Origin of the sequence: Pantoea sp. ACRSC (genome assembly GCF_022346785.1) — a bacterium.
Taxonomy (GTDB): domain Bacteria; phylum Pseudomonadota; class Gammaproteobacteria; order Enterobacterales; family Enterobacteriaceae; genus Pantoea; species Pantoea alvi.
This window is the reverse complement of the sequence record NZ_JAKRNN010000001.1, coordinates 389,068-414,209: the sequence shown is the minus strand read 5'-3', so window position 1 is coordinate 414,209 and position 25,142 is coordinate 389,068. Positions and strand designations below refer to the sequence as shown.

At 59.4% G+C, this 25,142-nt stretch carries 22 protein-coding genes; 4 read left to right on the top strand and 18 right to left on the bottom strand.

The genetic code is table 11. From position 1 onward, the window contains the following. Positions 1-81 precede the first annotated feature (81 nt). Positions 82-1,284, bottom strand: a complete 1,203-nt coding sequence (locus MHZ97_RS02030; protein WP_239312457.1) for a serine hydrolase — start codon at positions 1,282-1,284, stop codon at positions 82-84. Between the two features lie 267 nt (positions 1,285-1,551). On the opposite strand from MHZ97_RS02030, the gene MHZ97_RS02025 reads away from it, so the two are divergent. After that, positions 1,552-2,208: an HAD family phosphatase gene (locus MHZ97_RS02025; protein ID WP_239312459.1), complete on the top strand. Its 657-nt coding sequence runs from the start codon at positions 1,552-1,554 to the stop codon at positions 2,206-2,208. On the opposite strand, the gene MHZ97_RS02020 is transcribed toward MHZ97_RS02025, so the two are convergent. The 9 genes from MHZ97_RS02020 to MHZ97_RS01980 form a co-directional block, all read right to left on the bottom strand. After that, positions 2,209-3,342: a PQQ-dependent sugar dehydrogenase gene (locus tag MHZ97_RS02020; protein WP_239312461.1), complete on the bottom strand. Its 1,134-nt coding sequence runs from the start codon at positions 3,340-3,342 to the stop codon at positions 2,209-2,211. Between the two features lie 108 nt (positions 3,343-3,450). Then, positions 3,451-4,107, bottom strand: coding sequence for a DUF3313 domain-containing protein (locus MHZ97_RS02015; protein WP_103795310.1), 657 nt, complete (start codon positions 4,105-4,107; stop codon positions 3,451-3,453). A gap of 109 nt (positions 4,108-4,216) precedes the next feature. Continuing rightward, positions 4,217-4,852: a carbonic anhydrase gene (locus MHZ97_RS02010; protein WP_103795570.1), complete on the bottom strand. Its 636-nt coding sequence runs from the start codon at positions 4,850-4,852 to the stop codon at positions 4,217-4,219. A gap of 447 nt (positions 4,853-5,299) precedes the next feature. Next, positions 5,300-5,749 (bottom strand): DUF4385 domain-containing protein, encoded by a 450-nt coding sequence (locus tag MHZ97_RS02005; RefSeq protein ID WP_239312464.1) that lies wholly within the window; start codon positions 5,747-5,749, stop codon positions 5,300-5,302. Further along, positions 5,746-6,651: a glutathione ABC transporter permease GsiD gene (gene gsiD, locus MHZ97_RS02000; RefSeq protein WP_103795308.1), complete on the bottom strand. Its 906-nt coding sequence runs from the start codon at positions 6,649-6,651 to the stop codon at positions 5,746-5,748. Before gsiD ends, MHZ97_RS02005 begins: the two co-directional genes overlap by 4 nt. A 9-nt stretch (positions 6,652-6,660) precedes the next feature. Beyond that, positions 6,661-7,581, bottom strand: coding sequence for a glutathione ABC transporter permease GsiC (gsiC, locus tag MHZ97_RS01995; protein ID WP_239312467.1), 921 nt, complete (start codon positions 7,579-7,581; stop codon positions 6,661-6,663). A 49-nt stretch (positions 7,582-7,630) separates the two neighbouring features. Beyond that, positions 7,631-9,166: a glutathione ABC transporter substrate-binding protein GsiB gene (gsiB, locus tag MHZ97_RS01990; protein ID WP_103795306.1), complete on the bottom strand. Its 1,536-nt coding sequence runs from the start codon at positions 9,164-9,166 to the stop codon at positions 7,631-7,633. Positions 9,167-9,204: 38 nt separating this feature from the next. Further along, positions 9,205-11,052, bottom strand: a complete 1,848-nt coding sequence (gsiA, locus tag MHZ97_RS01985; RefSeq protein WP_239312470.1) for a glutathione ABC transporter ATP-binding protein GsiA — start codon at positions 11,050-11,052, stop codon at positions 9,205-9,207. 9 nt (positions 11,053-11,061) lie between these two features. Next, positions 11,062-12,021: an isoaspartyl peptidase/L-asparaginase family protein gene (locus MHZ97_RS01980; RefSeq protein ID WP_103795304.1), complete on the bottom strand. Its 960-nt coding sequence runs from the start codon at positions 12,019-12,021 to the stop codon at positions 11,062-11,064. Between the two features lie 225 nt (positions 12,022-12,246). Here MHZ97_RS01980 and moeA point away from each other — a divergent pair, with 225 nt between their 5' ends. Both moeA and moeB read left to right on the top strand, forming a co-directional pair. After that, positions 12,247-13,482 carry a molybdopterin molybdotransferase MoeA gene (gene moeA, locus MHZ97_RS01975; RefSeq protein WP_103795303.1) on the top strand — a complete coding sequence of 412 codons (1,236 nt, stop codon included), beginning with the start codon at positions 12,247-12,249 and terminating at the stop codon, positions 13,480-13,482. Next, positions 13,482-14,234, top strand: coding sequence for a molybdopterin-synthase adenylyltransferase MoeB (gene moeB, locus MHZ97_RS01970; RefSeq protein WP_239312485.1), 753 nt, complete (start codon positions 13,482-13,484; stop codon positions 14,232-14,234). Before moeA ends, moeB begins: the two co-directional genes overlap by 1 nt. Before the next feature lie 121 nt (positions 14,235-14,355). Here moeB and MHZ97_RS01965 read toward each other — a convergent pair whose 3' ends face one another. The 8 genes from MHZ97_RS01965 to mntR all read right to left on the bottom strand — a co-directional run bounded on the left by MHZ97_RS01965 (position 14,356) and on the right by mntR (position 24,678). Further along, positions 14,356-15,948, bottom strand: a complete 1,593-nt coding sequence (locus tag MHZ97_RS01965; protein ID WP_103795301.1) for an ABC-F family ATPase — start codon at positions 15,946-15,948, stop codon at positions 14,356-14,358. A 175-nt stretch (positions 15,949-16,123) separates the two neighbouring features. Beyond that, positions 16,124-16,525, bottom strand: coding sequence for an H-NS family nucleoid-associated regulatory protein (locus MHZ97_RS01960; protein ID WP_033751426.1), 402 nt, complete (start codon positions 16,523-16,525; stop codon positions 16,124-16,126). 404 nt (positions 16,526-16,929) lie between these two features. Continuing rightward, positions 16,930-18,414: a sugar porter family MFS transporter gene (locus MHZ97_RS01955; RefSeq protein ID WP_103795300.1), complete on the bottom strand. Its 1,485-nt coding sequence runs from the start codon at positions 18,412-18,414 to the stop codon at positions 16,930-16,932. Positions 18,415-18,701: 287 nt separating this feature from the next. Beyond that, complete coding sequence (locus MHZ97_RS01950; RefSeq protein WP_239312487.1) at positions 18,702-20,237, bottom strand: efflux transporter outer membrane subunit; 1,536 nt, start codon at positions 20,235-20,237, stop codon at positions 18,702-18,704. Between the two features lies 1 nt (position 20,238). Further along, a complete protein-coding gene (locus MHZ97_RS01945) occupies positions 20,239-21,807 on the bottom strand; it encodes a DHA2 family efflux MFS transporter permease subunit (RefSeq protein ID WP_239312504.1) in 1,569 nt (522 codons plus the stop codon). Next, entirely contained in the window at positions 21,804-22,943 is a 1,140-nt protein-coding gene (locus MHZ97_RS01940; protein WP_239312507.1) for an HlyD family secretion protein, read from the bottom strand. The genes MHZ97_RS01945 and MHZ97_RS01940 overlap by 4 nt, the downstream gene beginning before the upstream one ends. A gap of 146 nt (positions 22,944-23,089) precedes the next feature. Continuing rightward, a complete protein-coding gene (locus MHZ97_RS01935) occupies positions 23,090-24,199 on the bottom strand; it encodes an SLC13 family permease (RefSeq protein ID WP_239312510.1) in 1,110 nt (369 codons plus the stop codon). Positions 24,200-24,216: 17 nt separating this feature from the next. Beyond that, positions 24,217-24,678: a manganese-binding transcriptional regulator MntR gene (gene mntR, locus MHZ97_RS01930; RefSeq protein ID WP_103795295.1), complete on the bottom strand. Its 462-nt coding sequence runs from the start codon at positions 24,676-24,678 to the stop codon at positions 24,217-24,219. Between the two features lie 266 nt (positions 24,679-24,944). Between mntR and MHZ97_RS01925 the strand changes: the two genes are divergently transcribed. Further along, complete coding sequence (locus MHZ97_RS01925) at positions 24,945-25,139, top strand: hypothetical protein (protein ID WP_103795294.1); 195 nt, start codon at positions 24,945-24,947, stop codon at positions 25,137-25,139. Positions 25,140-25,142 lie beyond the last annotated feature (3 nt).

Genomic DNA, 25,142 nt, shown 5'->3' with positions numbered 1-25,142 from the left:
CGAGCGCGCAGAGATGCCTTGAGCAACGTTGCGATCGGCCTATGACCTCCGCATCTGCTCAGCACTTACAGCGCGCCGGTGTTAGCTAAACCACTTGCCGAACAGCGAGTGGAACTGCATCAGCACGAAATCGACGATGCGGCTGAAGAAATTGCCCTCCGGCACCTCCTCCATCACCACCAGCGGCCGCTGCTCAATGGTCTTGCCGTCAAGCTGGAAATCGATCGTACCCACCACCTGATTTTTCTTTAATGGCGCCTCAAGCTGCGGCGTGGTCAGGGTATAGCTCGCCTTCAGATTCTTCATCTGCCCTTTCGGCAGCGTCAGCGCTGCATCTTTCTCAACGCCGAGGTTAACCTCTTTACGATCGCCGAACCAGACGCGCTGCTGGGCGAAAGGCTTATCCGCCTTAATTGGCGTCACGGTCTCAAAAAAGCGGAAACCCCAGGTCAGGAGCTTCTCGCTCTCGCGAAAGCGCGCGGCGTCGCTGGCGGTGCCCAGCACCACCGAGATCAGCCGCATATCGTTTTCGGTGGCAGAGGCCACCAGATTATTGCCCGCCCCCGAGGTATGGCCGGTTTTGATACCGTCCACCTGGAGATTGGTGCTCCAGAGCAGACGGTTGCGGTTCATCTGGCGAATATGGTTAAAGGTAAACTCTTTCTCTTTATTCAGCGCGTACTCTTCCGGCACGTCGCGGATCAGCGCCTGGCCAATCAGCGCCATATCGCGCGCGGTGCTGTACTGCCCTTCCGCATCCAGCCCGTGCACCGTCATAAAGTGGGTGTTCTTCAGCCCGAACGCTTTGACATAGTTATTCATCAGCCCGATAAAGGCGTCCTGGCTGCCGGCAACATAGTCCGCCAGCGCAATGCAGGCGTCGTTGCCCGACTGAATAACAATGCCTTTATTCAGCTCCGAAACAGGAATGCGATCGCCGGGCTTGAGGAACATCAGCGACGAGCCTTTGAGTTTGGGATTGCCGGTGGCCCAGGCGTCCTGGCCGATAGTGACCATATCGTCGCGCTTGATTTTGCCCGACTTCAGCGCCTGGCCGACCACATAGCTGGTCATCATCTTGGTCAGGCTGGCGGGATCGAGCCGGTCGTCCGCGTTGCCCTCTGCCAGCACCTTACCGCTGGCATAATCCATTAATATCCAGGCTTTGGCCTCGACCTGAGGCGGCGCCGGCGCGTCTACGGCGAGAGCAACGGGGGCGATAAACAGCAGTAACGAGGCGGCAGCAGCGTGCCGCAGGCGGCGTGAGGAGCGAATAGTTGTCATGTGCGAGGAAATTCCATGTTAAATCGCGGTTTTAAGGCAAAAACCTACAGAGTGAAACGCTACCCTCTGCAGCGCATGAAAAAAACCGCCCAACCGTAAAGTTTTATAGAGTTTAGTAGAGTAACCCTGGCATGCGCCGGGCGCGCCTACCAGTTTCGCGCGGGTGAAGCGCACGGAAAAGCCGGTGAAATTCCGATTTTTCGCAGAAGGGTTAAGACCGTCACAAAATTCTGCCAGGCTGTTGTGAGTCTACAGAGGAGACCCACCATGGACTTAGCCGTATTCGATCTCGACGAAACCGTTATCTGCGCAGACAGTACCGGCCTGTGGCTGCGCTGGCTGGTGTCGCAGGGCTTTGCCCGTGAAGAACTGCTGGCGAAAGAGCAGGCGCTGATGGCGCAATACTATGCCGGCACGCTGGCGATGGAAGATTATATGGCGCTGACGCTCTCGCCGCTGGCCGGTCTGGCGGCGCCGACCGTCGCGGGCTGGGTGCGCCGCTGGATCCAGCGCGACATCCTGCCGCGCGTCTATCCAGAAGCGCGCGACCGCATCAGCTGGCACCAGCAGCGCGGCGACAAAGTGGTGATCTGCTCCGCCAGCGGCGAACATCTGGTGACGCCGATCGCTGAACGGCTGGGTGCGCACGGCGCGCTGGCGATTGGCGTAGAGGTGGTGGATGACCGCTACAGCGGCCAGACCTACGGCACCATGACGTATAAAGAGGGCAAGGTCACCCGGCTGAGCGACTGGCGCGCCCTGCAGCAGGAGCAGGCGTTCGCGCGCACCTGGGCCTACAGCGACTCGATGAACGACCTGCCGCTGCTGGCGCAGGCCGATCACGCGCTGGTCATCAACCCGGATGCGCTGCTGCATCAGGAAGCGCTGAAGCGCGGCTGGGAAGTCTGCCGCTGGGCGCGCTGATTAGCCGCGAGGCGCACCGGCCTGCTGCGCAAGTCCCACCTTCAGCAGCTTGCCGTTGTCGCTGTCGGTGAGCACGTAGAGATAGCCGTCCGGCCCCTGCCGGACGTCGCGGATACGCTCGTCGCGATCCTTCAGCAGGCGCTGCGTCTCCACCACCTTCTCGCCGTTAACGCTGAGCCGTATCAGGCTCTTATCTTTGAGCGCGCCGATAAACAATGAATTTTTCCACTGCGGAAAGCGTGCGCTGTTATAAAACGCCATGCCGCTCAGCGCAGGCGACTGTTTCCAGTAAAACACCGGCTGCTCGGTGCCCTCAACGTGCGATCCTTTTGACTCCGGCACCTTGCTGCCGCTGTAGTCGATGCCCCAGGTCGCCAGCGGCCAGCCGTAGTTTTTGCCTTTTTGCGGAATATTGACCTCATCGCCGCCTCGCGGGCCGTGCTCACTTTCCCATATCTGCTGCGTCCAGGGATTGAAGGCCAGCCCCTGCGGATTGCGCAGGCCCGAGGCCCAGATTTCCGGGCGCGCGCCGCTGCGGCCGACGAAGGGGTTATCCTTCGGCACGCTGCCATCCTGGTTTAGCCGCAGGATTTTGCCGGTCAGCTTGTCGAGATCCTGCGCGCTGCTGCTGTGAAAGTTATCGCCGAAAACGACATAGAGATAGCCGTCGCGATCGAAGGCCATGCGCGTGCCGAGGTTATTGCCCGCCGAGAGCTGCGGGGTCTGACGGATAACCGGTTTAAAGCCGGTCAGACGCCGGTTATCTGCGCTGAGCTGGCCGTAGCCGACCACCGCCCCCAGCTCGCCGCTGTCGCTCGCTTCGGTATAGCTGAGCCATACGCGACGGCTCTGCGCAAAGTCCGGCGCCAGCACCACGTCGAGCAGCCCCGCCTGCCGGCGCACCGCCGCTTTCGGCACCCCGTCGATGGGCGGCGACAGGCCGCTGTCGGGTCGCCAGCTGCGCAGCTCTCCGCTCCGTTCGGTAATCAGCAGCGTCTGGTTATCCGGCAGAAACGCCACCGCCCAGGGATGATTAAGCCTGTCCTGTAAAACCTGAACCTCTACCTCCTCCGCCAGCGCGGGAAGATTAAACAGCGCGCCGCCGAGTAGCAGCGCGGCAGTGAGTCGGGCCATAGTGTGCTCCAGTCGTCAGGGGATGAGCTTAAGGGTAGCCAGCACGACCAGATAATGTTCAGGCTTTACAAAAGATTAAAGAAGGCGTCCCTGCCCAACGTGCGGGACTCAGGGCGCGCTGAAGTGCACGGCGTCGCTGACCGTATCGTCAATGGCGCTTTTTACGTCGCCGTAGGTAATGGGCGCGCTGCTGTTGTTAAGCGGCTTGCCGAACGCCTTGCGTACCACCTTAATCAGCGGTTTGCCGGTCTGGGCGTCGCGTGCCTCAATCTCCAGAAACAGCGCGCTGTTTTGGGTGCGGTGACCGGTCGCCGCCATAGTGCTGGCGATCACCGCCGCCACCGGCACCACCTCATAGAACTGCACGCCCTCGTTTTCCGCCGTCACGCCGGTAATGGCGCTGCGAACGATCAGCGTATGTGGGCCAGGCTTAGTCACCAGCTGTTTACGTTCCCCTATCGCCGCTTTCAGGCGGGAGTCGGCATAGCTGCGGATGTGATCCAGCGTCTGCTGGCTGACGCGCGGCGTCGGCTTAGCCGCCGGATAGTAAACCACCGGCGTATAGACTACCGAGGTATAGTCACCGTCGCGGTAATCGGGCGAGATCCAGCGCAGCGTGGGGCGATCGCTGGCTGAGGTGGCGGGTTTAAGCTGGCTGTAATCAGTGATAAAACCGGAATATTGCTGTTTACTGGTAACGTGTGAGGTGCATCCCGCCAGCAGCATGGCGCTCGCCAGTAGGGTCAACAGGGAAATTTTGCGCATAGTCAGTTCTCAAATGGAAACAGGACCTTAATAGCTTAGATAATCCGTTGAGAACGCGCCGGGGGAAGCAGAAAGAAAACGCCCGCTGCACAGGCAGCGGGCGAAAGGCTTACTCGAAACAGGTTTCCGGGTTATCGGAGAGCGAAATAAAGCTCTTGCCGCCTTCGGTCAGGGCGATGATTTTGCCTGACTCGATATCGTAAACCCAGCCGTGCAGACGCACTTTGCCTTTACGCAGCGCCAGCGCCACCGACGGATGCGTCTTGATGTTGTTCAACTGGGCGATAACGTTCTCTTTCACCATCTCGTTCAGCTTCGCTTCCGGCGTATCATACTGGCGCTCTTCCACCACGGTTTTCGCCGCATCGGCGTAGTGCAGCCAGTGATCTACTGCCGGCATGTTGTCCATGCACTGACAGGAAGCGATAGCGTTCATCGCGCCGCAGTTGGAGTGGCCGCAGATGATAATTTCGCTTACGCCCAGCACCATAACCGCATATTCGATGGTAGCCGATACGCCGCCTGGCTCCGGCCCGAACGGCGGCACGATATTGCCCGCGTTGCGGATCACGAAGAGCTGACCCGGCTCCTGTTGGGTCACCAGCTCCGGTACTAAACGGCTGTCAGAACAGGAGATAAACAGCGCTTTCGGATTTTGGTTCGACGCCAGGCTTTTGAAAAGATCCTTCCTTTCAGGAAACACATTCTGTTGAAAACTCAGAAATCCGTTAACGATCTCTTTCATCATTGCGCTCTCACATTATCCACATAGTCGACTGCGGCGACAGGTGTCCGCAGCTGCCTTGTTATCTGCTTATTATTGAATTCACAGTAAATTTGAATTTCGGATTTAAGCACCAGGTCGCGCTAAACTCAACCCTGTTATGATTATTGACAAAAGATGCGGCGCTGGCAGATAAGAATTTTAGCTGAAATTCCCAGAGGTTAGCCGCTAAAGGTCTGGACGCGACGTTTGCACTTATTTACGAAGTCAGCGGTAAATGACCACCTTTTCAGCAGGCGAAATCGATGCGTATCTTACTGAAAAGACGCCATAATCTCCCTACAAAAAGCGCGGTATTTCAGATGGGACAGGACGAAATGGCGCGCCCAGCGCTGGCGACGTGCCGAATAGGGCCAGCGTCAGGTGGAGGTGGGTTACGACATTCTGCTGGTAGCGGACGAGGCGGATTTAGCCATAGAGCTGTTGATGCGCCTGCTTACGCCTCAGGTAGTCCTCATCTTCGCGCAGGCGATCCCAGTACGCTTTGAAAACGGCCGCCGCAGCGGCCTTTTCTTCATCGACGCCGCGCGGCAGTTCATTGCCCTCCGCGTCATACTTGCGACCGCCCTTATGATTGCTGTAGCGGCGCGCGCGGGTATAGCCCATCTGAATGAACTTGCGCGCCATATCCATACCGACAAAATCATCCTGCGCGCGATACTCCTCAAACAGCGCCATAATCTTCGCCGCCGAGGCCTCAGCTATCGGCACGGTGCGGAAGCGCCAGTGCGGCAAGATCTCGCTTTTATACGGCTCGACCATCAGCACGCCCTGCTCGCCGCGCCCGACCTGATAGCGCTCCGGGTGCTTGCGGAAGTCGATAGTTTTAAAGTCCTGCTCGTAATCGAATTTTTTCATGTCTTGAGTTTAGGATCGAGTGCGTCGCGAAGCCCGTCGCCAAGCAAATTAAATGCTAAAACCGTGAGAAAAATCGCGAGGCTGGGGAAAATCGCTACGTGCGGCGCCAGCACCATATCGGCGCGCGCCTCGTTGAGCATCGCCCCCCACTCCGGCGTCGGCGGCTGCGCTCCCAGCCCGAGAAACGACAGGCTGGCGGCGGTAATGATCGAGGTGCCGATGCGCATGGTGAAGTAGACCACGATAGACGACACCGTGCCGGGCAGAATATGGCGCAGCAGGATGGTGGCGTCCGAGGCGCCGATGCTGCGCGCCGACTCAATATAGGTCTGATGTTTCAGCACCAGCGTATTGCCGCGCACCAGACGGGCGAATGCCGGAATGCTGAAAATCGCCACTGCGATAATTACGTTGCTCATGCCGCTGCCCATAATCGCCACCACCGCAATCGCCAGCAGAATGCCGGGAAAAGCGAACAGCACGTCGCAGATACGCATGGTGATACGATCCCAGGCCCCCTCGTAATAGCCCGCCAGCAGACCGAAAAAGGTGCCGATGGCCGCGCCGATCGCCACCGAAAAGAAGCCGGCAATCAGCGAAATGCGCGTGCCGACCAGCACGCGGCTGAAGATATCGCGGCCCAGCGAATCGACGCCAAACCAGTGCACCAGCGAAGGGCCCTGGTTGAGCCGGTCGTAATCGAAATAGTTTTCGGCGTCGAACGGCGCGATCAGCGGCGCGATAAACGCCAGCACGATCAGCAGCAGCACGAACAGCCCGGAGGTCATCGCCACCGGCTGGCGGCGGAAGCGCCGCCAGAACTCGCTCCAGGGCGTACGAACCCGATTTTCCGTCGTCAGCGGCAGGCTTTTCAGCACCGCTTCGCGTCGCCAGTTTTTCATTGCGACTCCTTACCTGTAGCGAATAGCGGGATTGATTGCCGCATAGAGCAGATCGACAATCAGGTTAATCAGGATGAACTCCAGCGAGAAGAGCAGCACTTCGGCCTGGATCACCGGGTAGTCGCGCATCTCCACTGAATCCACCAGCAGGCGGCCAAGGCCGGGCCAGTTAAAGACCACCTCCACCACGATTGAGCCGCCGAGCAGAAAGCCAAACTGCAGGCCCATCATGGTAACCACCGGGATCATGGCGTTGCGCAGGCCGTGCTTGACCACCACCAGCGATTCGCGCACCCCTTTAGCGCGCGCGGTGCGCATATAGTCTTCCTGCATGACTTCCACGAAGGAGGCGCGGGTAAAGCGCGCCATCACCGCCGCTACCGCGGCGCCCAGCGTGATGGATGGCAAAATATAGTGGCGCCAGCTGTCAGCACCGACGGTCGGCAGCCAGCCCAGCTCGACGGAGAAGATCTGCATCAGCAGCATGCCGAGCGCGAAAGCAGGAAAAGAGATGCCCGAGACCGCCAACGTCATGCCGAGGCGATCGGGCCAGCGGTTGCGCCACACGGCGGAGACGATGCCGATCGCCATACCAAAAATCACCGCCCAGATCATGCTGGCCAGCGTCAGCCACAGCGTCGGCATAAAGCGGGTCGCGATCTCTTCCGCCACCGGCCGCTTCGAGACCAGCGAATGGCCAAAGTCGCCCTGCAGCGCATTGAGAATAAAGTGCCAGAACTGCTGCGGCAGCGGCTGATCCAGTCCCAGCTCCTGGCGAACCAGCGCCACTACCGTGGCGTCGGCGTCCTGACCGCCAATAAGGCGCGCCGGATCGCCCGGCAGCAGGTGAACGAACAGGAACACCAGCACCGCGACAATCAGCAGCGTCGGGATAAGCCCGAGCAGACGTTTAATAAAATAGTTAAGCATGCGAAATCCTGCGCAGCGGCGGCCAGCCCGCGCGGGCTGGCCGGTCGGGTTACTTCAGGTCGGCCTCGTCAAAGCTAAATGAGGTGTCGGGCATCACGTAGAACCCGGTCAGCGACGCCGTATTGGCGGAAACCAGCTGCTCCACCACCAGTGGGATCCACGGATGGTCGTTCCAGATTTTATCCTGCGCGTCTTTATAGAGGCTGGCTTTGCGCTCGCGATCGGTGGTCTTCAGCGCGTCGGCCAGATCTTTATCCACCTGCGGATTGCTGTAGAAAGCGGTGTTAAAGATGGCAGGCGGCCAGGAGGTGGTGGCGAACAGCGGCGTCAGCGCCCAGTCGGCTTCGCCGGTGGAGGCGGACCAGCCGGTATAGAACATGCGTACGCCGCTCTCTTTCTGCCCTTTACTCTCTACCTCCGCGGCGCGCTGGCCCGCGTCCATCGCCGTTACCTTGACCTTCACACCCACCTGCGCCAGTTGCTGCTGGGTAAACTGCAGCACTTTTTGCGCGGTGCTGTGGTTGTGCGACGACCAGAGCGTGGTTTCAAAACCGTTGGGGTAGCCCGCTTCCTTCAGCAGCTCGCGCGCTTTGGCCGGGTTATATTGTATCGCCGGGTAGGTCTGCGCAAAGTCGATCGACGGCGGCACGATGCCGGTCGCTGGCTTCGCGTAGCCGGCAAAGGCGACTTTGGTCAGCGCCTCGCGGTTAATGGCGTACGCCAGCGCCTCGCGTACTTTCGGGTTGTCGAACGGCTTCTGGGTGACGTTCAGGCTGATATAGCGCTGCATGATCGACGGCGACGTCACTACCTTCAGCTTCGCGTTCTTCTCCAGCAGTTTGGCCTGCTCAAAGGGGATCGGGAAGGCGAAGTTCGCTTCGCCGGTCTGCAGCATCGCCGCGCGGGTGTTGTTGTCCACCACCGGACGCCAGGTGATGCTGTCGAGCTTTGGATAGCCCTTCTTCCAGTAGCCGTCCCACTTTTTCACCTTCACGTAGTCGGTCTGGTTCCAGGTCACCAGCTCATAGGGGCCGGTGCCGACCGGGTGAAAACCGATCTCTTTGCCATACTTTTTCAGCGCGGTCGGTGAAATCATCGCCGCGGCCGGATGCGCCAGGTTGTTGATAAAGGCGGAAAAAGGCTGTTTCAGCGTGATCTTCACCGTGGTGGGATCGACCGCCTCGGTAGTGGCGATATATTTAAACAGGTTGTAGCGCTTAAGGTGATTATCGGGATTGCTGGCGCGCTCCAGGTTGACCTTAACCGCTTCGGCGTTAAAGTCAGTGCCGTCCTGGAATTTAATTCCCGGACGCAGCTTAATGGTGTAGGTGAGACCGTCCGGGCTGGCCTGATAGCTTTCCGCCAGCACGTTGGTCAGCTTCATCTCTTTATCGAAGCCGAACAGTCCCTGATAGAACGATTTCGCCACCGCCTGCGACAGCGTGTCGTTAGCGTCGTAGGGATCGAGCGTGGTGAAGTTGGACCCGACGGCGATAACCGCGTCTTTTGCCGCCCAGGCGGGCAGCGCCGCCATGGCGCTCATTACGCCTGCAGCCAGTAACCCTTTACGCATTGCGTTGTGCATCATGTTCTCCTGTATCCCTGCTTAGTGTGATTGTGATGTCAGGTGCTGCTGATTGCGTGGCGCGCAACGAAATGGCCCGGTGCCACCTCCATCAGCGGCGCCACTTCAGGCTCATCACCCAGCGCGCGCACGGCGCTGGGTATTTCATCCACCATCAGCGCGCGTTCGCGCCGACGATGCGCCGGATCCGCCACCGGAACGGCGGCCATCAGCTTGCGGGTGTAGGGGTGGCGCGGCTGCTCAAACACCGCCTGGCGCGGCCCTATTTCAACGATCTGTCCCAGATACATAACCGCCACGCGATGGCTGATGCGCTCGACAACGGCCATATCGTGGGAAATAAACAGGAAAGCGATGCCAAACTCGCGCTGCAGGTCGAGCATCAGATTGACGATCTGCGCCTGGATTGAGACGTCAAGCGCCGACACCGACTCGTCGGCGATGACCACTTTGGGATTGAGCGCCAGCGCGCGCGCGATACAGATGCGCTGGCGCTGGCCGCCCGAGAACTCATGGGGATAGCGCTGCGCGTGCTCTGGCAGTAGCCCCACTTTTTCCAGCAGCCAGGCGACGCGCTGTTCCGCCTCGCGGCGCGGCATCACCTTGTGTACCAGCAGCGGCTCCATAACAGAGAAGCCCACCGTCAGACGCGGATCGAGCGAGGCGTAGGGATCCTGAAAGATAAACTGGATATCGCGCCGCAGGTGCGCCAGCGCCGGGCCGCTCAGGGTGTCGATGCGCTGGCCGTTGAAGGTGATGGTGCCGCCCTGGCTCGCCACCAGCCGCAGCAGCGAGCGCCCGGTGGTGGATTTGCCGCAGCCGGATTCGCCTACCAGCGCCAGCGTCTCGCCGGCGTAGAGATCGAAACTCACCTTCTCTACTGCGTGAACGCGGCGCTTAACGCGGTTAAACAGGCCGCCGCGAATATCAAAGCGCGTCACCAGATCGCGCACCTGCAAAATCGGATCGAGATCGCGCCGCGCCGTATCCTGCGGCGTCTCCGGCTCCGCCTGTCCGCCCGGATGCAGCAGCGGAAAACGCGCGGGCAGCGGCTGGCCGCTCATCGCGCCGAGTTTTGGCACCGCGGCGAGCAGCGCCTGAGTATAGGGCTGCTGCGGCGCGTCGAACAGCTGCTGCACCGGCGCGCGCTCCACCACGTCGCCGCGGTACATCACCTGCACGCGATCCGCCATTTCCGCCACGACGCCCATATCGTGGGTGATAAAAATCACCCCCATCTGCATCTCTTTTTGCAGCACGCGGATCAGCTGCAGGATTTGCGCCTGAATCGTCACGTCGAGCGCAGTGGTCGGCTCATCGGCGATCAGCAGCGCGGGACGGCACGACAGCGCCATGGCGATCACCACGCGCTGACGCATACCGCCGGAGAGCTGATGCGGATAGCGCGACAGCACGCCCTGGGCTTCGGGAATGCGCACCAGATCGAGCATGCGGCGCGCTTCCGCCAGCGCCTGCTGGTGGCTTTTGCCCTGATGCAGACGGATCGATTCGGCGATCTGCTCACCAACGGTGAAAACCGGGTTAAGGGAGGTCATCGGCTCCTGAAAGATCATCGCCATATCGGCGCCGCGTACGCGACGCATCACGCCCGGCGTTGCGCGCGCCACGTCCAGCAGCTCGCCGCTGCGGCGGCGCAGCAGAATATCGCCGCTGACCTCGCCGCCCGCCTGCTCAATCAGCCGCATCAGCGCCAGCGAGGTGACCGATTTGCCGGATCCAGACTCGCCCACGATCGCCAGGGTTTCGCCGCGCTGCACCTCCAGCGAAAGGTCGCGCACCGCGTGCGTGATGCGCCCTTCATGGCTGAAGCGCACGTTGAGATTGCGTACCGCCAGAACCTGCTCCGGCGCCATTTGCTGCGTCATGCCTGCTCCTTAGCCTTCGCGGTAGATGCCGACCTCAATCTCTTCGCCCACGCGCGCCACACCGCGGTACATGCCTTCGCTGTTAAACGGCAGCGCCACGTTGCCAAAGCGGTCGATAGCGATCAGCCCGCCGCTGCCGCCCAGTTCGGGGATGGCGTCGTGGATCACGTTAACGCAGGCCTGCTGCAGCGAGTGGCCGCCGTAGCGCATCTGCGCGGCGATATCATAGGCCGCCAGGGTACGGATAAAGACCTCGCCCGTGCCGGTGCAGGAGACCGCCACCGTATCGTTGCTGGCATAGCAGCCCGCGCCCGGCAGCGGCGAGTCGCCGACGCGGCCCGCCTGCTTGTTGGTCATGCCCCCGGTCGACGTGGCGGCGGCGAGATTGCCCTCCGCGTCGATCGCTACCGCGCCCACGGTGCCAAATTTACGGTCGGGATCGAGCGGGTCGTCAGACTTCGCCGCGCCGTCGTGGTCGAGCACCATCTCGTCGCTCGCCAGCGCGCGCTGCAGCTGCTCCCGGCGTTCCGGCGTCGAAAAAAAGGTGGGGTCGACCTCCTCCAGCCCGTGCTCCCGCGCAAACTGCTCCGCGCCCGCGCCGATAAAGAGTACGTGCGGGCTCGCCTCCAGCACCTTGCGCGCCGCCAGCACCGGGTTGCGCAGGCGCGACACGCCCGCCACTGCGCCCACCGCCAGCGTGCGGCCGTCCATTACGCAGGCATCCAGCTCGTGCGTGCCCTGATGGGTAAAGACCGCGCCCCTCCCGGCGTTGAACAGCGGGCACTCTTCCAGCAGCCGCACCGCCTCGGTCACGACGTCCAGCGCGCTGGCGCCCTGCGCCAGCATCTGCTGCCCTACGCTGAGGATATCGCTCAGCGCCTGACGGTACGCCTGCTCTTTTTCTGCGCTCATTGCCGAGCGCGTAATGGCGCCTGCCCCACCGTGAATGGCGATGACTGCTTTAACCATAACGCTTGCCCTGTCCTTTTACCGGCGTGAAAACACTGATTTAAAATGGTTTTCAGCCAAATTAAATGATTTTTGACTATAGAAAGCCTGCCTGAGCTTGTAAAGCGGAAACTGGCGCGTCGGCCATAACCTTTTATTGTGGCTTATGCCGCGGCGGAAATGTGACTCCGCTGGCAATTAGCACCATAATAGTCAGCAACTGTCTTTACTCAGGTTACCAATACGATGGAAAGCTTTACCGCAGGATTAATTTCTCTGGAAGAGGCGCAGGCGAAAATGCTGGCGCAGCTTCAGCCTCTCCGCGATCGCGTCAGCGTGCCGCTGGCCGACGCGGTTGGCCGCATTACCGCCGTACCGGTGGCGTCGCCGATTGACGTTCCGCCGTTCGATAACTCGGCAATGGACGGCTACGCCGTACGGCTGGCCGATATCGCCTCCGATCGACCGCTGAAGATCGCTGGCAAAGCCTTTGCCGGCGCGCCTTTTAACGGCGACTGGCCAGCGGGAAGCGTGGTGCGCATTATGACCGGCGCGCCGGTGCCGCCGGGCTGCGAAGCGGTGGTGATGCAGGAAGAGACGCGCGAGGTTGAAGAGGGCATTGTCATTAACGCGCCGGTGCGGGCGGGACAAAATATCCGGCTGATCGGCGAAGATATCCGCCGCGACCAGCCGGTGCTGGCGGCGGGCGTGCGCCTCGGCGCGGCGGAGCTGCCGCTCCTCGCCTCGCTCGGCCTTGCCGAGGTCAGCGTATTGCGCAAGCTGCGCGTTGCGGTTTTCTCCACCGGCGACGAGCTGCAGCCGGTCGGCCAGCCGCTGGCGCCCGGCCAGATTTACGACACCAACCGCTTTACCGTCTCGCTGATGCTGCACAAGCTCGGCTGCGAAGTGATCGACCTGGGCATCATCAAAGATGATCCGCAGGCGCTGCGTCACGCCTTTGCCGAGGCGGATCGCCAGGCGGATGTGGTGATCAGCACCGGCGGCGTGTCGGTGGGCGAAGCGGATTTCACTAAAGCCATGCTGGACGAGCTGGGCGTTATCACCTTCTGGAAGCTGGCCATCAAGCCCGGTAAGCCTTTCGCCTTTGGCCGCCTCGCCAGCAGCTGGTTCTGCGGACTGCCGGGCAATCCGGTATCGGCCGCCGTAACTTTTTATCAGCTGGTGCAGCCGCTGCTCGCCGCCCTGACCGGCCAGAGCGAATCGCCGCTGCCGCCGCGCCTGCGCGCGCGCGCCGCCTCACGCCTGAAAAAATCCCCTGGCCGTCTCGATTTCCAGCGCGGCGTTATGAGCCGCGGCGCGGACGGCGAGCTGGAGGTGCGCAGCACCGGCCATCAGGGCTCGCACGTCTTTAGCTCGTTTGCTGCCGCCAACTGCTTTATCGTGCTGGAGCGCGATCGCGGCGCGGTCGAGCCGGGCGAATGGGTTGAGGTTGAACCTTTTAACGCGCTGCTGGAGGGGTGATGCTACCCGAACTCAGCGATGAAGAGATGCTGCGCTATAACCGCCAGATTGTGCTGCGCGGCTTCGACTTCGACGGCCAGGAAAAACTCAAGGCGAGCCGCGCGCTGATCGTCGGTCTCGGCGGGCTGGGCTGCGCGGCGTCGCCTTATCTGGCTGCCGCGGGCATTGGCGCGCTGACCCTGCTCGACTTCGATACCGTCGCGCTGTCGAATCTGCAGCGTCAGATCCTGCATCACGACGCGGATATCGGCCGCGCCAAGGTCGACTCGGCGGCGGAGAGTCTGGCCGCCATCAACCCGCATCTGCATATCGATACCCATAACGGCGTACTGGAGGAAGCGGCGCTTGAGGCGCTGATCGCCGGGCATCAGGTGGTGCTCGACTGCACCGACAACGTGCAGATCCGCGAACAGCTCAACCGGCTTTGCCGGGCGCGCGGCGTGCCGCTGGTGTCCGGGGCGGCCATCCGTATGGAAGGTCAGATTAGCGTCTTTACCTGGCAGCCAGGTACCCCCTGCTATCGCTGTATCAGCCGCCTGTTCGGCGAACAGACGCTAAGCTGCGTTGAGGCTGGCGTGATGGCGCCGCTGGTCGGCGTGATTGGTGCCATGCAGGCGATGGAGGCGATTAAAGTGCTGAGCGCCTTTGGCACCCCCGCTGCGTCGCGGCTGCTGATGTATGATGCGATGAGCGCGGAGTTCCGCAGCATGAAGGTGGCGCAGGATGCGCACTGCGAAGTGTGTGGTAAATAAGTAAGGGGATAGCCTGAGCTATCCCCTTTATAAAGCCGTCTGCCTGTTTTGCGCTAACGCAAGTGGCGTTGTTATTCGCCTGCGGTAACTGACCCGGCCCTGCTTATCTTGCTGCCAGCAATCAGTAAATACCCTGGCTGCGCAGATAATCTTCGTAGGTGCCGGTAAAGTCCACTACGCGGTCCTCTTTGATCTCCAGCACGCGGGTCGCCAGCGAGCTGACGAATTCGCGGTCGTGCGAAACGAAGATCAGCGTGCCTTCATACATCTCCAGCGCCATATTCAGCGATTCGATCGACTCCATATCCAGGTGGTTGGTCGGTTCATCCATAATCAGGATATTGGGTTTCTGCATCATCAGCTTGCCGAACAGCATGCGCCCTTTTTCACCGCCCGACAGCACCTTCGCCGGTTTTTTGATGTCGTCATGGCTGAAGAGCAGACGCCCCAGAATGCTGCGCACCGCCTGCTCATCATCCCCTTCCTGCTTCCACTGGCTCATCCAGTCGAAGACGCTAAGGTCATCGGCGAAATCGGTGGCGTGATCCTGCGCATAATAGCCAATGCGCGCATTTTCCGACCATTTAACGCTGCCGCTGTCTGGCGCAAGTTCGCCCACCAGCGTTTTCAGCAGCGTGGATTTACCAATACCGTTGGCGCCGATAACCGCCAGCTTCTCGCCAACTTCAAGCAGCAGATTGAGATTTTTAAACAGCGGGCCGTTATCAAAACCTTTGGTAAGCGCTTCGACTTCCAGCGCATTACGGAACAGTTTCTTGTCCTGTTCAAAACGAATAAAGGGGTTCTGACGGCTGGACGCTTTAACTTCATCCAGCTTGATTTTATCAATTTGTTTCGCGCGCGACGTTGCCTGACGCGATTTAGAGGCGTTAGCGCTAAAGCGGCTAACGAAAGACTGCAGCTCGGCAATCTGCGCTTTTTTCTTGGCGTTGTCCGCTAATAAACGTTCGCGCGACTGGGTGGCCGCCGTCATATACTCGTCATAATTGCCTGGATATACGCGTAATTCGCCGTAATCGAGATCCGCCATATGAGTACAAACCATATTCAGAAAATGACGGTCGTGCGAAATGATGATCATGGTGCTTTCACGCTCGTTCAGCACCTGCTCCAGCCAGCGGATGGTATCAATATCCAGGTTGTTGGTTGGTTCGTCCAGTAACAAAATATCGGGATTTGAAAATAACGCCTGCGCCAGCAGCACGCGTAATTTCCAGCCCGGTGCAATTTCGCTCATCGGGCCATAATGCTGCTCGACCGGAATGCCTACACCGAGTAATAACTCGCCAGCGCGCGATTCGGCGCTGTAGCCATCCATCTCGCCATAAAGCGCTTCCAGGTCCGCAACTTTATAGCCTTCCTCTTCGCTCATTTCCGGCAAAGCGTAAATGCGGTCGCGCTCCTGCTTTACTTCCCACAATTCATGGTGACCCATGATGACGGTGTCCAGCACGCTATATTGCTCAAACGCAAACTGATCCTGTCTTAACTTACCGATGCGTTCATTGGGATCGTAAGAGACATTACCGCCGGTAGGCACAAGGTCGCCGCCGAGGATTTTCATAAAGGTGGATTTACCGCTGCCGTTTGCACCGATTAAACCGTAACGATTACCGCCGCCAAATTTTACGGAGATATTTTCGAACAGTGGCTTGCTGCCAAACTGCATGGTGATATTGCTGCTTACTAACACGGCATTGACCTTTATGGCTGAGTGAGGGGAAAAACGGCGGCCATTATGCCAGACATCGCCTTACGCATGCCAGCGCCAGGCGTGCGCCCTGAGGCAAGCCGCTGGCAGTGGGGGAAAAATAAAAAGCCGGTGGCTGTTCAGGCCACCGGCTCCCACTTGCAAGGATTGGGTAAATTTAGCCGATCAGGAAATCGTCAAGGCTTTTGCCGGAATCCAGCGCCTTTTTAATTGCCGCTGGGGTACGGCCCTGGCCAGTCCAGGATTTTACTTCGCCGTTCTCGTCAGTATATGAATACTTGGCGGGACGCGGCGCGCGCTTGGCGCGTTTTTTACCGGTTTCCAGCGCACCCAGTAATTCGTTCGGGTCGATACCGTCAGCCAGCAGCATTTCACGATATTTAGACAGCTTTTCTTCTTTTTCGCGGTTTTGTGCTTCTTCAGCTTCCACTTCTTCACGACGTTCCGTAACGACGACGGTTAATTTCTCCAGAATTTCTTCCAGATCGCTCAATGGCAGTTCACGTGCCTGAGCACGTAATGTGCGAATGTTGTTCAGAACTTTAAATGCGTCACTCATTACAATGTCCTTGACTAGGGGTTTAATAAAACTGTAGCGACAAGATTACCCAATTCAAATAAAAAAATAAATTAATTTTCTACAACAGAAAATTCCGAAGTGTGAAGATGAATTTTGTTAGCGGAAACTTAAGCGAATTCTTACAGTGTTATTAATGATGAATTAACACTACACCTCTGGATAAAAGAGGCGGCTGAAATCGTTTTCATTCAAGGCTGATGGGTTAAATAGTGCCGCGGCCTGGGATAAAAAACGATATAAGGTGCTTCAAAAATAATATTTTACAAATAGTGTCAGGCCAGCTGTCACAGGGTGCCGACCTCCAGTTTAACCAGAGGCTGGCACAAATGGATAAAAAAAAGCCGGCGCGTGCGCCGGCTCCTGCCTGAATTGATAACCTTTAATTATGATGTTTTATTTGCGGGCCGTCCCAGGGGTTCGCGCACAAACTCATCATCGCGCGAGAGCGTTTCATGCAGATAGTGTTCAATCTGCTCAAGGCTACGATTACGCGTTTCCGGTACGCACTTAATGACAAATATCGCGCCTGCAATGCCTACCAGCGCAAAGATAAAGAAAGCGCCCGCCAGACCGACGCTTGCCAGCAGCACCGGAAACATAAGCGAAATAAGGAAATTGGCGATCCACATGGCGAATACCGCGCCGCCCATAAAAATACCGCGCAGGCGCGTCGGGAATATTTCAGACAGCAGCAGCCAGGTGACCGGTGATAACGCGCCCTGCTGAAAGCTTAAAAACAGCAGCATGCCCAGCAGCACCATATAGCTGCGCCACATATCAGGCTGGCCGTTAACGGTTTCCGGCATAAAAAGCGTTACCGCGCCGATAAAAATCAGACAGGCGGTGCAGCCAAACTGGCCGATCATCGTCAGCGTCCGGCGCCCCATTTTTCCCAGCAGCCAGATGCCGACAAAGGTCATTACCACCGAGATGGCACCGTTGGCGATGGTGGCAAAGAGTGCCGCGCTGTCATCCATGCCGACCGCTTTCAGCATGGTCGGCGCGTAATACATAATGGTATTGACGCCCGTCAGCTGCTGAATAACCGCAATGCCCATGCCGATCAAAAACAGCCTGAACAGCCAGGGTTTGCGCAGCTCACTCAGGCGCGGGCGCTGCTGCTGCTCTTCCGTCAGGGTCTCTTCAATCTCCGTCAGCTCCCATTCCACATCCTGCCGGGCGCGGGTTCGCTCCAGCACCCTGCGCGCCTCCGCCAGACGCCCTTTCATCGCGTACCAGCGCGGCGTGTCCGGCATAAACATCATACCGAAGAAGAGCAGCACCGCCGGCAGCGTCGCCACCGCCAGCATCCAGCGCCAGGTCGTTTCCCCACCCCAGGCGGCATTGAAGCCGGCGTTGGAGATATAGGCCAGCATCTGGCCGGAGACGATCATCAGCTCCTGCAGCGTCACCAGCTGGCCACGTCGGTTGGCCGGGGCGATCTCCGCAATATAAACCGGCACGGTGGCCGCCGCGCCGCCGACGGCGACGCCCAGCACCAGACGGAAGAAAATCATCCAGGCCACATCCGGCGCCATGGAGGTGCCCAGGGCGCCCACAGCGAAGATAACGGCTAATACCAGAATAATTTTTTTCCGTCCGGCCGCTGCCGCGAAATGGCCGGAGAGCAGCGCGCCGAAGGCCGCACCGAATAGCAGGCTGCTGGTCACCAGACCGGTAGTGAACGGCGTCAGATGGAGTTCCGGGCCCATAAACAGCAGCGCACCCGAGATAACGCCGGTATCGTAGCCAAACAGCAGGCCGCCAAGCGTAGCAACCACGGCGATAACTTTGACAAAGGGTTCGGTGCGAGCGTTGCTGTTCGGCCCTGAGGCTTTATTTAGCGTAAGGTAGGATTCTCTGGACATGTCTTCTCCCGATGTTGTGCAGGTGTCCAGTGAAAATAGATTATTTCTATCGCAAATAGAAAATATGAAATATTGGTTTTGCGTGGTGAATCATGTGCACCGCTTATTTTTGCCTGACCGATCACATTTATGCCCTGTAAGGCTTTACCTTATCGCCTGAATCGCGGCGTGGATAAAAAGCGCTGAAGGGTTAAAAAGAAATTTTTATTTCATTGCTGGCGGCGCGGCAGCGCGCCTGATGAGGGTCGGCTGCGGCCGGATGCCGCAGCCGAAAGCAGAGAAAAAAGCTAACTGGCGCTGGCGGCAGGGCCGAAAACGTCGAACTGCGGCAGCGTGACCTTTTGATAGGTCTCCCAGCCGCCGCCCAGCGCCTTATAGAGCGCTACCAGGTCGAGCGCGCTCTGCATGCGCGCCTGGGTCGCCTGCTCCTGCGCCTGCGCCAGCTGTCGCTGCGCGTCCAGCACGTCGATAAAGGTCGAAATGCCCTGACGATAGCTGTCGCTGGCCAGATCGAAAGCGCGCTGCAGCGAACCGGTGGTTTCATCCAGTGCCGTAACGCGCGCCTGATCGGCGCGATAACTCACCAGCGCGTTTTCCACATCCTGCAGCGCGGTAAGCACCGTCTGGCGATAGTCGAGCGCCGCGCTCGCCTGCTGGGCGCGCGCCAGCTTCACGCTGGAGACCAGACGACCACCCTGAAACAGGGGGATCGACAGCGAGGGGCCGACGGAATAGAAGTGGCTGCTCCAGTTATCGAGATAGCTGACGTCGGTATTGCGTACCCCGAGCTGGCCGGTAAGCGACAGGCTGGGGAAGAGCTGCGCCACTGATACACCGATGTTCGCCGTCTGCGCATGCAGCGTCGCCTCAGCCTGCCGAATATCCGGGCGGCGACGCGCCAGCGTGGCGGGAATGCCAACCGGCACAATCTGCGGCAAGGCAGGCATCGCTTTCGGCGTAAAGAGCTCATTATCCAGCGCGCCTGGCGTTTTGCCCAGCAGCACCGCCAGCCCGTTCATCGCCTGACGCGCCTGCGACTGATACTGCGGCAGCTGCGCCTGTAGCGAACTGAGCTGCGCGCGCGCATTCTCCACGTCGGTAAGGGGCGCCAGTCCGTTGCGCTGCTGGCTCTGCGTCAGCTCCCAGCTCTGCTGCGCCACCGCAATCTGCTGCTCCAGCGTGGCGACCGTCGCCTGCGCGCCGCGTAGCTGCAGGTAGGCGCGCGCCACTTCAGCCTCCAGCGAGACCAGCGCATCGTTGCGCTGCTCAATGGCCGCCTGGGTTTGCGCATCCGCCAGCTCGACCTGGCGGCGGACTTTGCCCCACAGATCCAGCTCCCAGCTGGCGTCGAAGCTGCCCTGATAGAGCGTTACCGGCTGGTCCAGGTTGCTGAGCTGGCTGGCAGTCTCGCTATCCAGCTGGTCGGTGGCGCCGTTGGCTTTCAGCAGCCCTTCCAGGCCCAGCTGCTGACGCGTAACTTTCGCGCTACCGTTCAGGCTGGGAAAGAGGCCGCCGCGCGCCTGCGCCAGTTCCTGTCGCGCGCCAGCGATGCGCAGCACCGCCTGCTGCAGCGTCAGGTTCCCCTCGACCGCCCGGGCGATCAGGCTGTTGAGCTGCGGATCGTTAAAGCTTTGCCACCAGCGCGTATTAACGGCGCCGGGCGCGGTTTTCGACGCCTGCTGCGCGTCCAGCAGATGATAGCCGCCGGGCATCTGCGGCTTCGGCGCCTCATAATCGGGGCCGACGGCGCAGCCCGCCAGCCAGAATGCCAGCGTCAGCAGGCTAAGCGGTCTTGCCAGCGCGCGCGTAGAGTTAACCTTCATGTCAGTGTGCTCCTGCACTGCCTTCGCTCTTAATCGGCGACAGCAGCCAACAAAATGGAATCAAGATCAGGGCGACGATGCTCAGGCCCGTAAAGACGTCGATGTAGGCCAGAATGCGCGACTGCGCCACCATCTCCTGATAGAGCTGACCGGCCGCCAGCGTGGCGGGATCGCCTACCGCCGAGGTAAAGTCGCGGATCGCCTGCGCCCAGTGCTGCACGGTGATATTGAACGGCTCGTTGAGCGGCGTCATGTTATGCACCATATGCGCCGATCGCACCTGCTCGCGCTCGGTGATCGCCGCGGTGGAGAGCGAAATACCGATCGAGCCCGCGACGTTGCGGAACATGGTAAAGAGCGCTGAGGCGTCGGCGTTGAGGCGCTGCGGAATGGTAATAAAGGCGATGGTGGTCAGCGGCACAAACAGGAACCCTAACCCAATCGACTGCGCGCTGCGCATCAGCACCAGGGTTTTAAAATCGACATCCGGCGTCAGGGTCGAGGAGTACATAAACGCCAGCGCCAGGCAGGTGAAGCCAAAGGCGATGATATAGCGTGTCTGCACCCGCGGCATCAGAGCGATAACCAGCGGAATGGTGAGCACGATCAGGATCGCGCCCGGCGACAGCACCAGTCCCGACCAGGTCGCGGTATAGCCGAGATCCTGCTGCGCCAGCTGCGGCAGCACCACGGAGCTGCCGTAAAGGATCATCGCCATGCCCGCCATCAGCAGCCCCGACACCCAGAAGTTGCGATCCTTCATCACCAGAATATCTACCACTGGCTTGCGGGCATACATCAGCCAGTAAACCGCGCCGACGATGCCGACCAGCGCCAGCGTAGCGAACAGCACGATAAAGTGCGAGGCGAACCAGTCTTCATCTTCGCCGCGGTCGAGAAACACCTGCAGGCAGCCCAGCCCAAGGGTGATCAGCCCGATGCCGATATAGTCAATTTTCAGCCGCCCTTTCGCCCATTTGCGCTCCCAGGGCGGATCTTCCAGCAGCTGATAGATCGCCAGCACCGTCAGGATGCCAACCGGGATGTTAATAAAGAAGACCCAGCGCCAGCTGTAGTTATCGGTGATCCAGCCGCCGAGCGTCGGCCCGATAACGGGCGCCACGATAATGGCGATAGAAGAGAGGCCGAACGCCTTGCCGCGATCTTCCGGCTTAAAGTAGTCGAGCAGCACCGACTGCTGCACCGGCTGCAGGCCCCCGCCGAAAAATCCCTGCAGCACGCGGAACAGGATGATCTGCCACAGCTCGGTGGCGATGCCGCACAGAAACGAGCAGATGGTGAACATCACGATGCAGATCAGGAAGAACTGCTTACGGCCGAAGAGTCGGCTGAAAAAGGCGGAGATGGGCAGGACGATACCGTTCGCCACCAGATAAGAGGTCAGCACCCATGTGGATTCGTCATAGCTGGAGGAGAGCGAACCGGCAATATGGGGCAGCGCCACGTTAACGATGGTGGTGTCCAGGATCTCCATAAACACCGCCAGCGTGACGGTCACCGCCACCAGCCAGGGGTTGCTGGAGGGTTGCCAGCTCTGCGCCTGGCTCATTCCACGGTAACCTTAGGCTCTACCGACAGACCGAGCGGCAGCGGATGGTTTGGATCCAGCCCTTTGTCGATAACGATTTTCACCGGTACGCGCTGGACGATCTTCACATAGTTGCCGGTGGCGTTCTCTGCCGGGAAGGTTGAGAAGCGCGAACCAGAACCCATCTGAATGCTGTCAACGTGCCCTTCCAGCTCCATATCGGGCCAGGCGTCGACGCTAATCGCCACTTTATCGCCGGGATTCATGCGCGCCAGCTGCGACTCTTTAAAGTTGGCGGTAATCCAGATATCGGGCGAAACCAGCGAAAACAGCGAGCTGCCCGCCTGTACCAGCGTGCCGAGCTGCACGTTGCGCTTAGTGACGAAGCCGTCATAGGGCGCGCGCACCTGGGTATAGGAGAGATTCAGCTCGGCGGTATTCAACTGCGCCTGCGCCTGCGCGACCTGCTGCTGTCGCGCCTCTACGTTGGTTTCCTGCTGGCGGATCTGCAGCGCGACCTGCGAGGCGACTTCCACCTGCGCTTTGGCGCTCTGCAGCTGCGCCTGGGCCGAACGCAGCTGTGCGGCGGCGGTATCGATATTTCGCTGGCTGGTGGCGCGCGGGTCGACGCCGCGCTGACGGCGATAGTCCGCCTCGGCGTTCAGCAGGTTAGCCTGCGCTTTTGCCTGATCGGCCAGCGCCTGGTCGCGCTGCGCCGGATACTGCACCTTCGAAAGCGCCAGCTGCGCCTGCGCCTGATGCAGCTGTGCCTGCGCCAGACCGAGCTGCGCTTTGGCCTGGTCACGCTGAGCCAGGGTGTCGCGCGGATCGATCTCTACCAGCAAATCGCCTTTTTTCACCCGCTGGTTATCTTTTACCAGCAGCTTTACCACGTAGCCGGACGCTTTAGGCGCGATGGTAACCGCATCGCCTTCGGTAAAGGCGTCGTCGGTGGTCTCTTCGTTGCGCGTGCTAAACCAGAACCAAAAGCCGACAATGACCATGATCACCACCACAATGCCTAGAATGATCAGTGGTTTTTTGCCGGGTCTTTTGCGTTCGGGCTCATCGTTATTCTGGTCAGACTGCTCACTGGATGGATCCTGCTTTTTCTTCACATCATCCTGATGAGATTCGCCTTTTTCATTCTCGCTCATAGTCAGTTCCGCATAGCTAACGCCCTAATTCCAGGGCATAAAAGGTCAGATAAACAGTAGATGGTAAACTGACATTTTCCAGCGTTTCTTGACCTTTCCAGACAAAAGAGGCACAACCTGCAACATTTTAGTAAGCGCAGCGGACGTTAGTGCAGTAAGCGCAGCAGCAGCCAGCCGCTCAGCATCGACCAGGCGAGCATCGGAATGGAAAAAAGATGAAACTGCCACCAGACCGCGCGGTCTTTCGCCATGCGCAGCGCGATCAGGTTGGCAAGGGAGCCAGGCAGCAGGCCAAAGCCGCCGATATTTACCGCCCAGGCGAGCACCTCGGAAGGCGGGATCTTCTGCAGCAGCAGAATCGTGGCGGGCACGTTGCTGATAACCTGCGACAGGCCGATGGCCAGCAGATAGATTGCGCCGTCGCCGAAGTGGGACACCGCGTCGAAGTGGCGCTGCACCACCGGCAGATGGGTAAGCAGGTAGACGTCGATAAACATGGCGATAAACACCACCAGCAGGCTCCAGTCGATAGCGAGCAATACCCTGCGCGCCATTAACAGATAGCAGCCCATAATCAGCAGCAGCGCCCAGCCGGTCATCTGCCACTCGAGCGCGGCGACGAACACCAGATAGAGCAGCACGCTGACGGCAAACAGCGGCTTCTGCCACGCGCGCGACTCGTCGTTGTCCTGTTTTTGAATATCGCGCGGCTTAAAGCTGAACCACGTCAGCGCCAGCAGCGTCACCAGCAGCAAGACCGCCAGCGGCGTCATTTGTAAGATAAATCCCGCCACGCTGAGTTTGCCGTGGCTCCATAACAGGATATTTTGCGGGTTGCCTACCGGCGTCAGCAGCGATCCGGCATTGACCGCCAGCGCTTCAAAGATAATCAGCCGGGAGAGAGGCAGGCGCGAATATTTGCGCAGCGTCAGGGTCAGCGGCACCAGAATAAACAGCGCCACGTCGTTGGTAAGAAAGGTAGAGAGCAGCGCGGCGGCCAGCACCATAAACAGCGCCAGCGCGCGTTCATGGCGAAAACGGCCAATCAGCCGCGCCCCCAGCACGTCGAAATAGCCGCTGGTTTCCAGCCCTTTGGTTAGCAGCAGCAACCCCGTCAGCGTGACGATAGTGTGCCAGTCGACTGCGCCAGGCAGATCACTCCAGTGAAAATTCGCCAGCAGCAACAACACCGCGCCGAGCGCTAACAGTAAATGCAGAATACGATCATGCAAAAAAGGGCGTAGCACGGTGAGCATGGTAGCGAGTCCGGTGATTAGTGACGGCTTTCGTAAAACTTCTGGAAGACAGCGAGGGTTTCATCGCTGACGTGATGCTCGATGCCTTCGGAATCGCGACGCGCGGTTTCCGGGCTGATGCCCAGCGCGAGCAGGAAGGTTTCCACGATATGATGGCGGGCGCGGCTTTCCGCCGCCAGCTTCTCGCCCTCGCCGGTGAGAAAGACGCCGCGATAGGGAACCTGTTCCACCAGGCCAGCGCTGCTGAGACGTTTCAACATTTTGGCGACGGTGGGCTGGGAGACGCCCAGACGGGCCGCCATATCAACCTGACGCGCTTCGCCGAATTCACCGATTAAATCTGAGATCAACTCAACGTAGTCATCGATCAGTTCGCGACGATGCGCTTCGCGAACCTGTCGAAATCCTTCGACATGCTCTTCGATATCTTTCAGGGGTCCAGGCGGGACAGAGACCCCAGTTTTGGCACGACGACTCATTCAGCTTCCTCTTTATTATTCTCCGCGCCCGCGCAGCGAGACGGGTTTGCTGCGCTCATTGTAAACCAGGCACAAAGAAGCTCAAATTTTTCGTAAATAGCATTGGCTACAGGGTATAGCCAGTGCTATATTTGTCGATATTGTAGGCAAACGCGCAGGCAATGGAGAGACGATCGTGCAGGATCCTTATCTGTTACTACTGCTGTTTCTCCTGTTTATCGCCGGGCTTTGCCTGCTATTACGACGTTACTGATTGGGAGGTCGATATGAGCACCCTGAAATGCTGCCTTGACTGCGGCAAATGCTTCCAGACTGAGAAACCGGCTTCATCCGCAGCGCTGAAATCCTGGCTTTGCCTGCTGAGCCGCTCCCCGTTTTCGCTCCGCCTGATGCTGGTTGAAAAACTGCTGGGCACAAAACAGAACGCTCGCCACTGCCCGAATCTTATCTGGCGCGGCTGACGC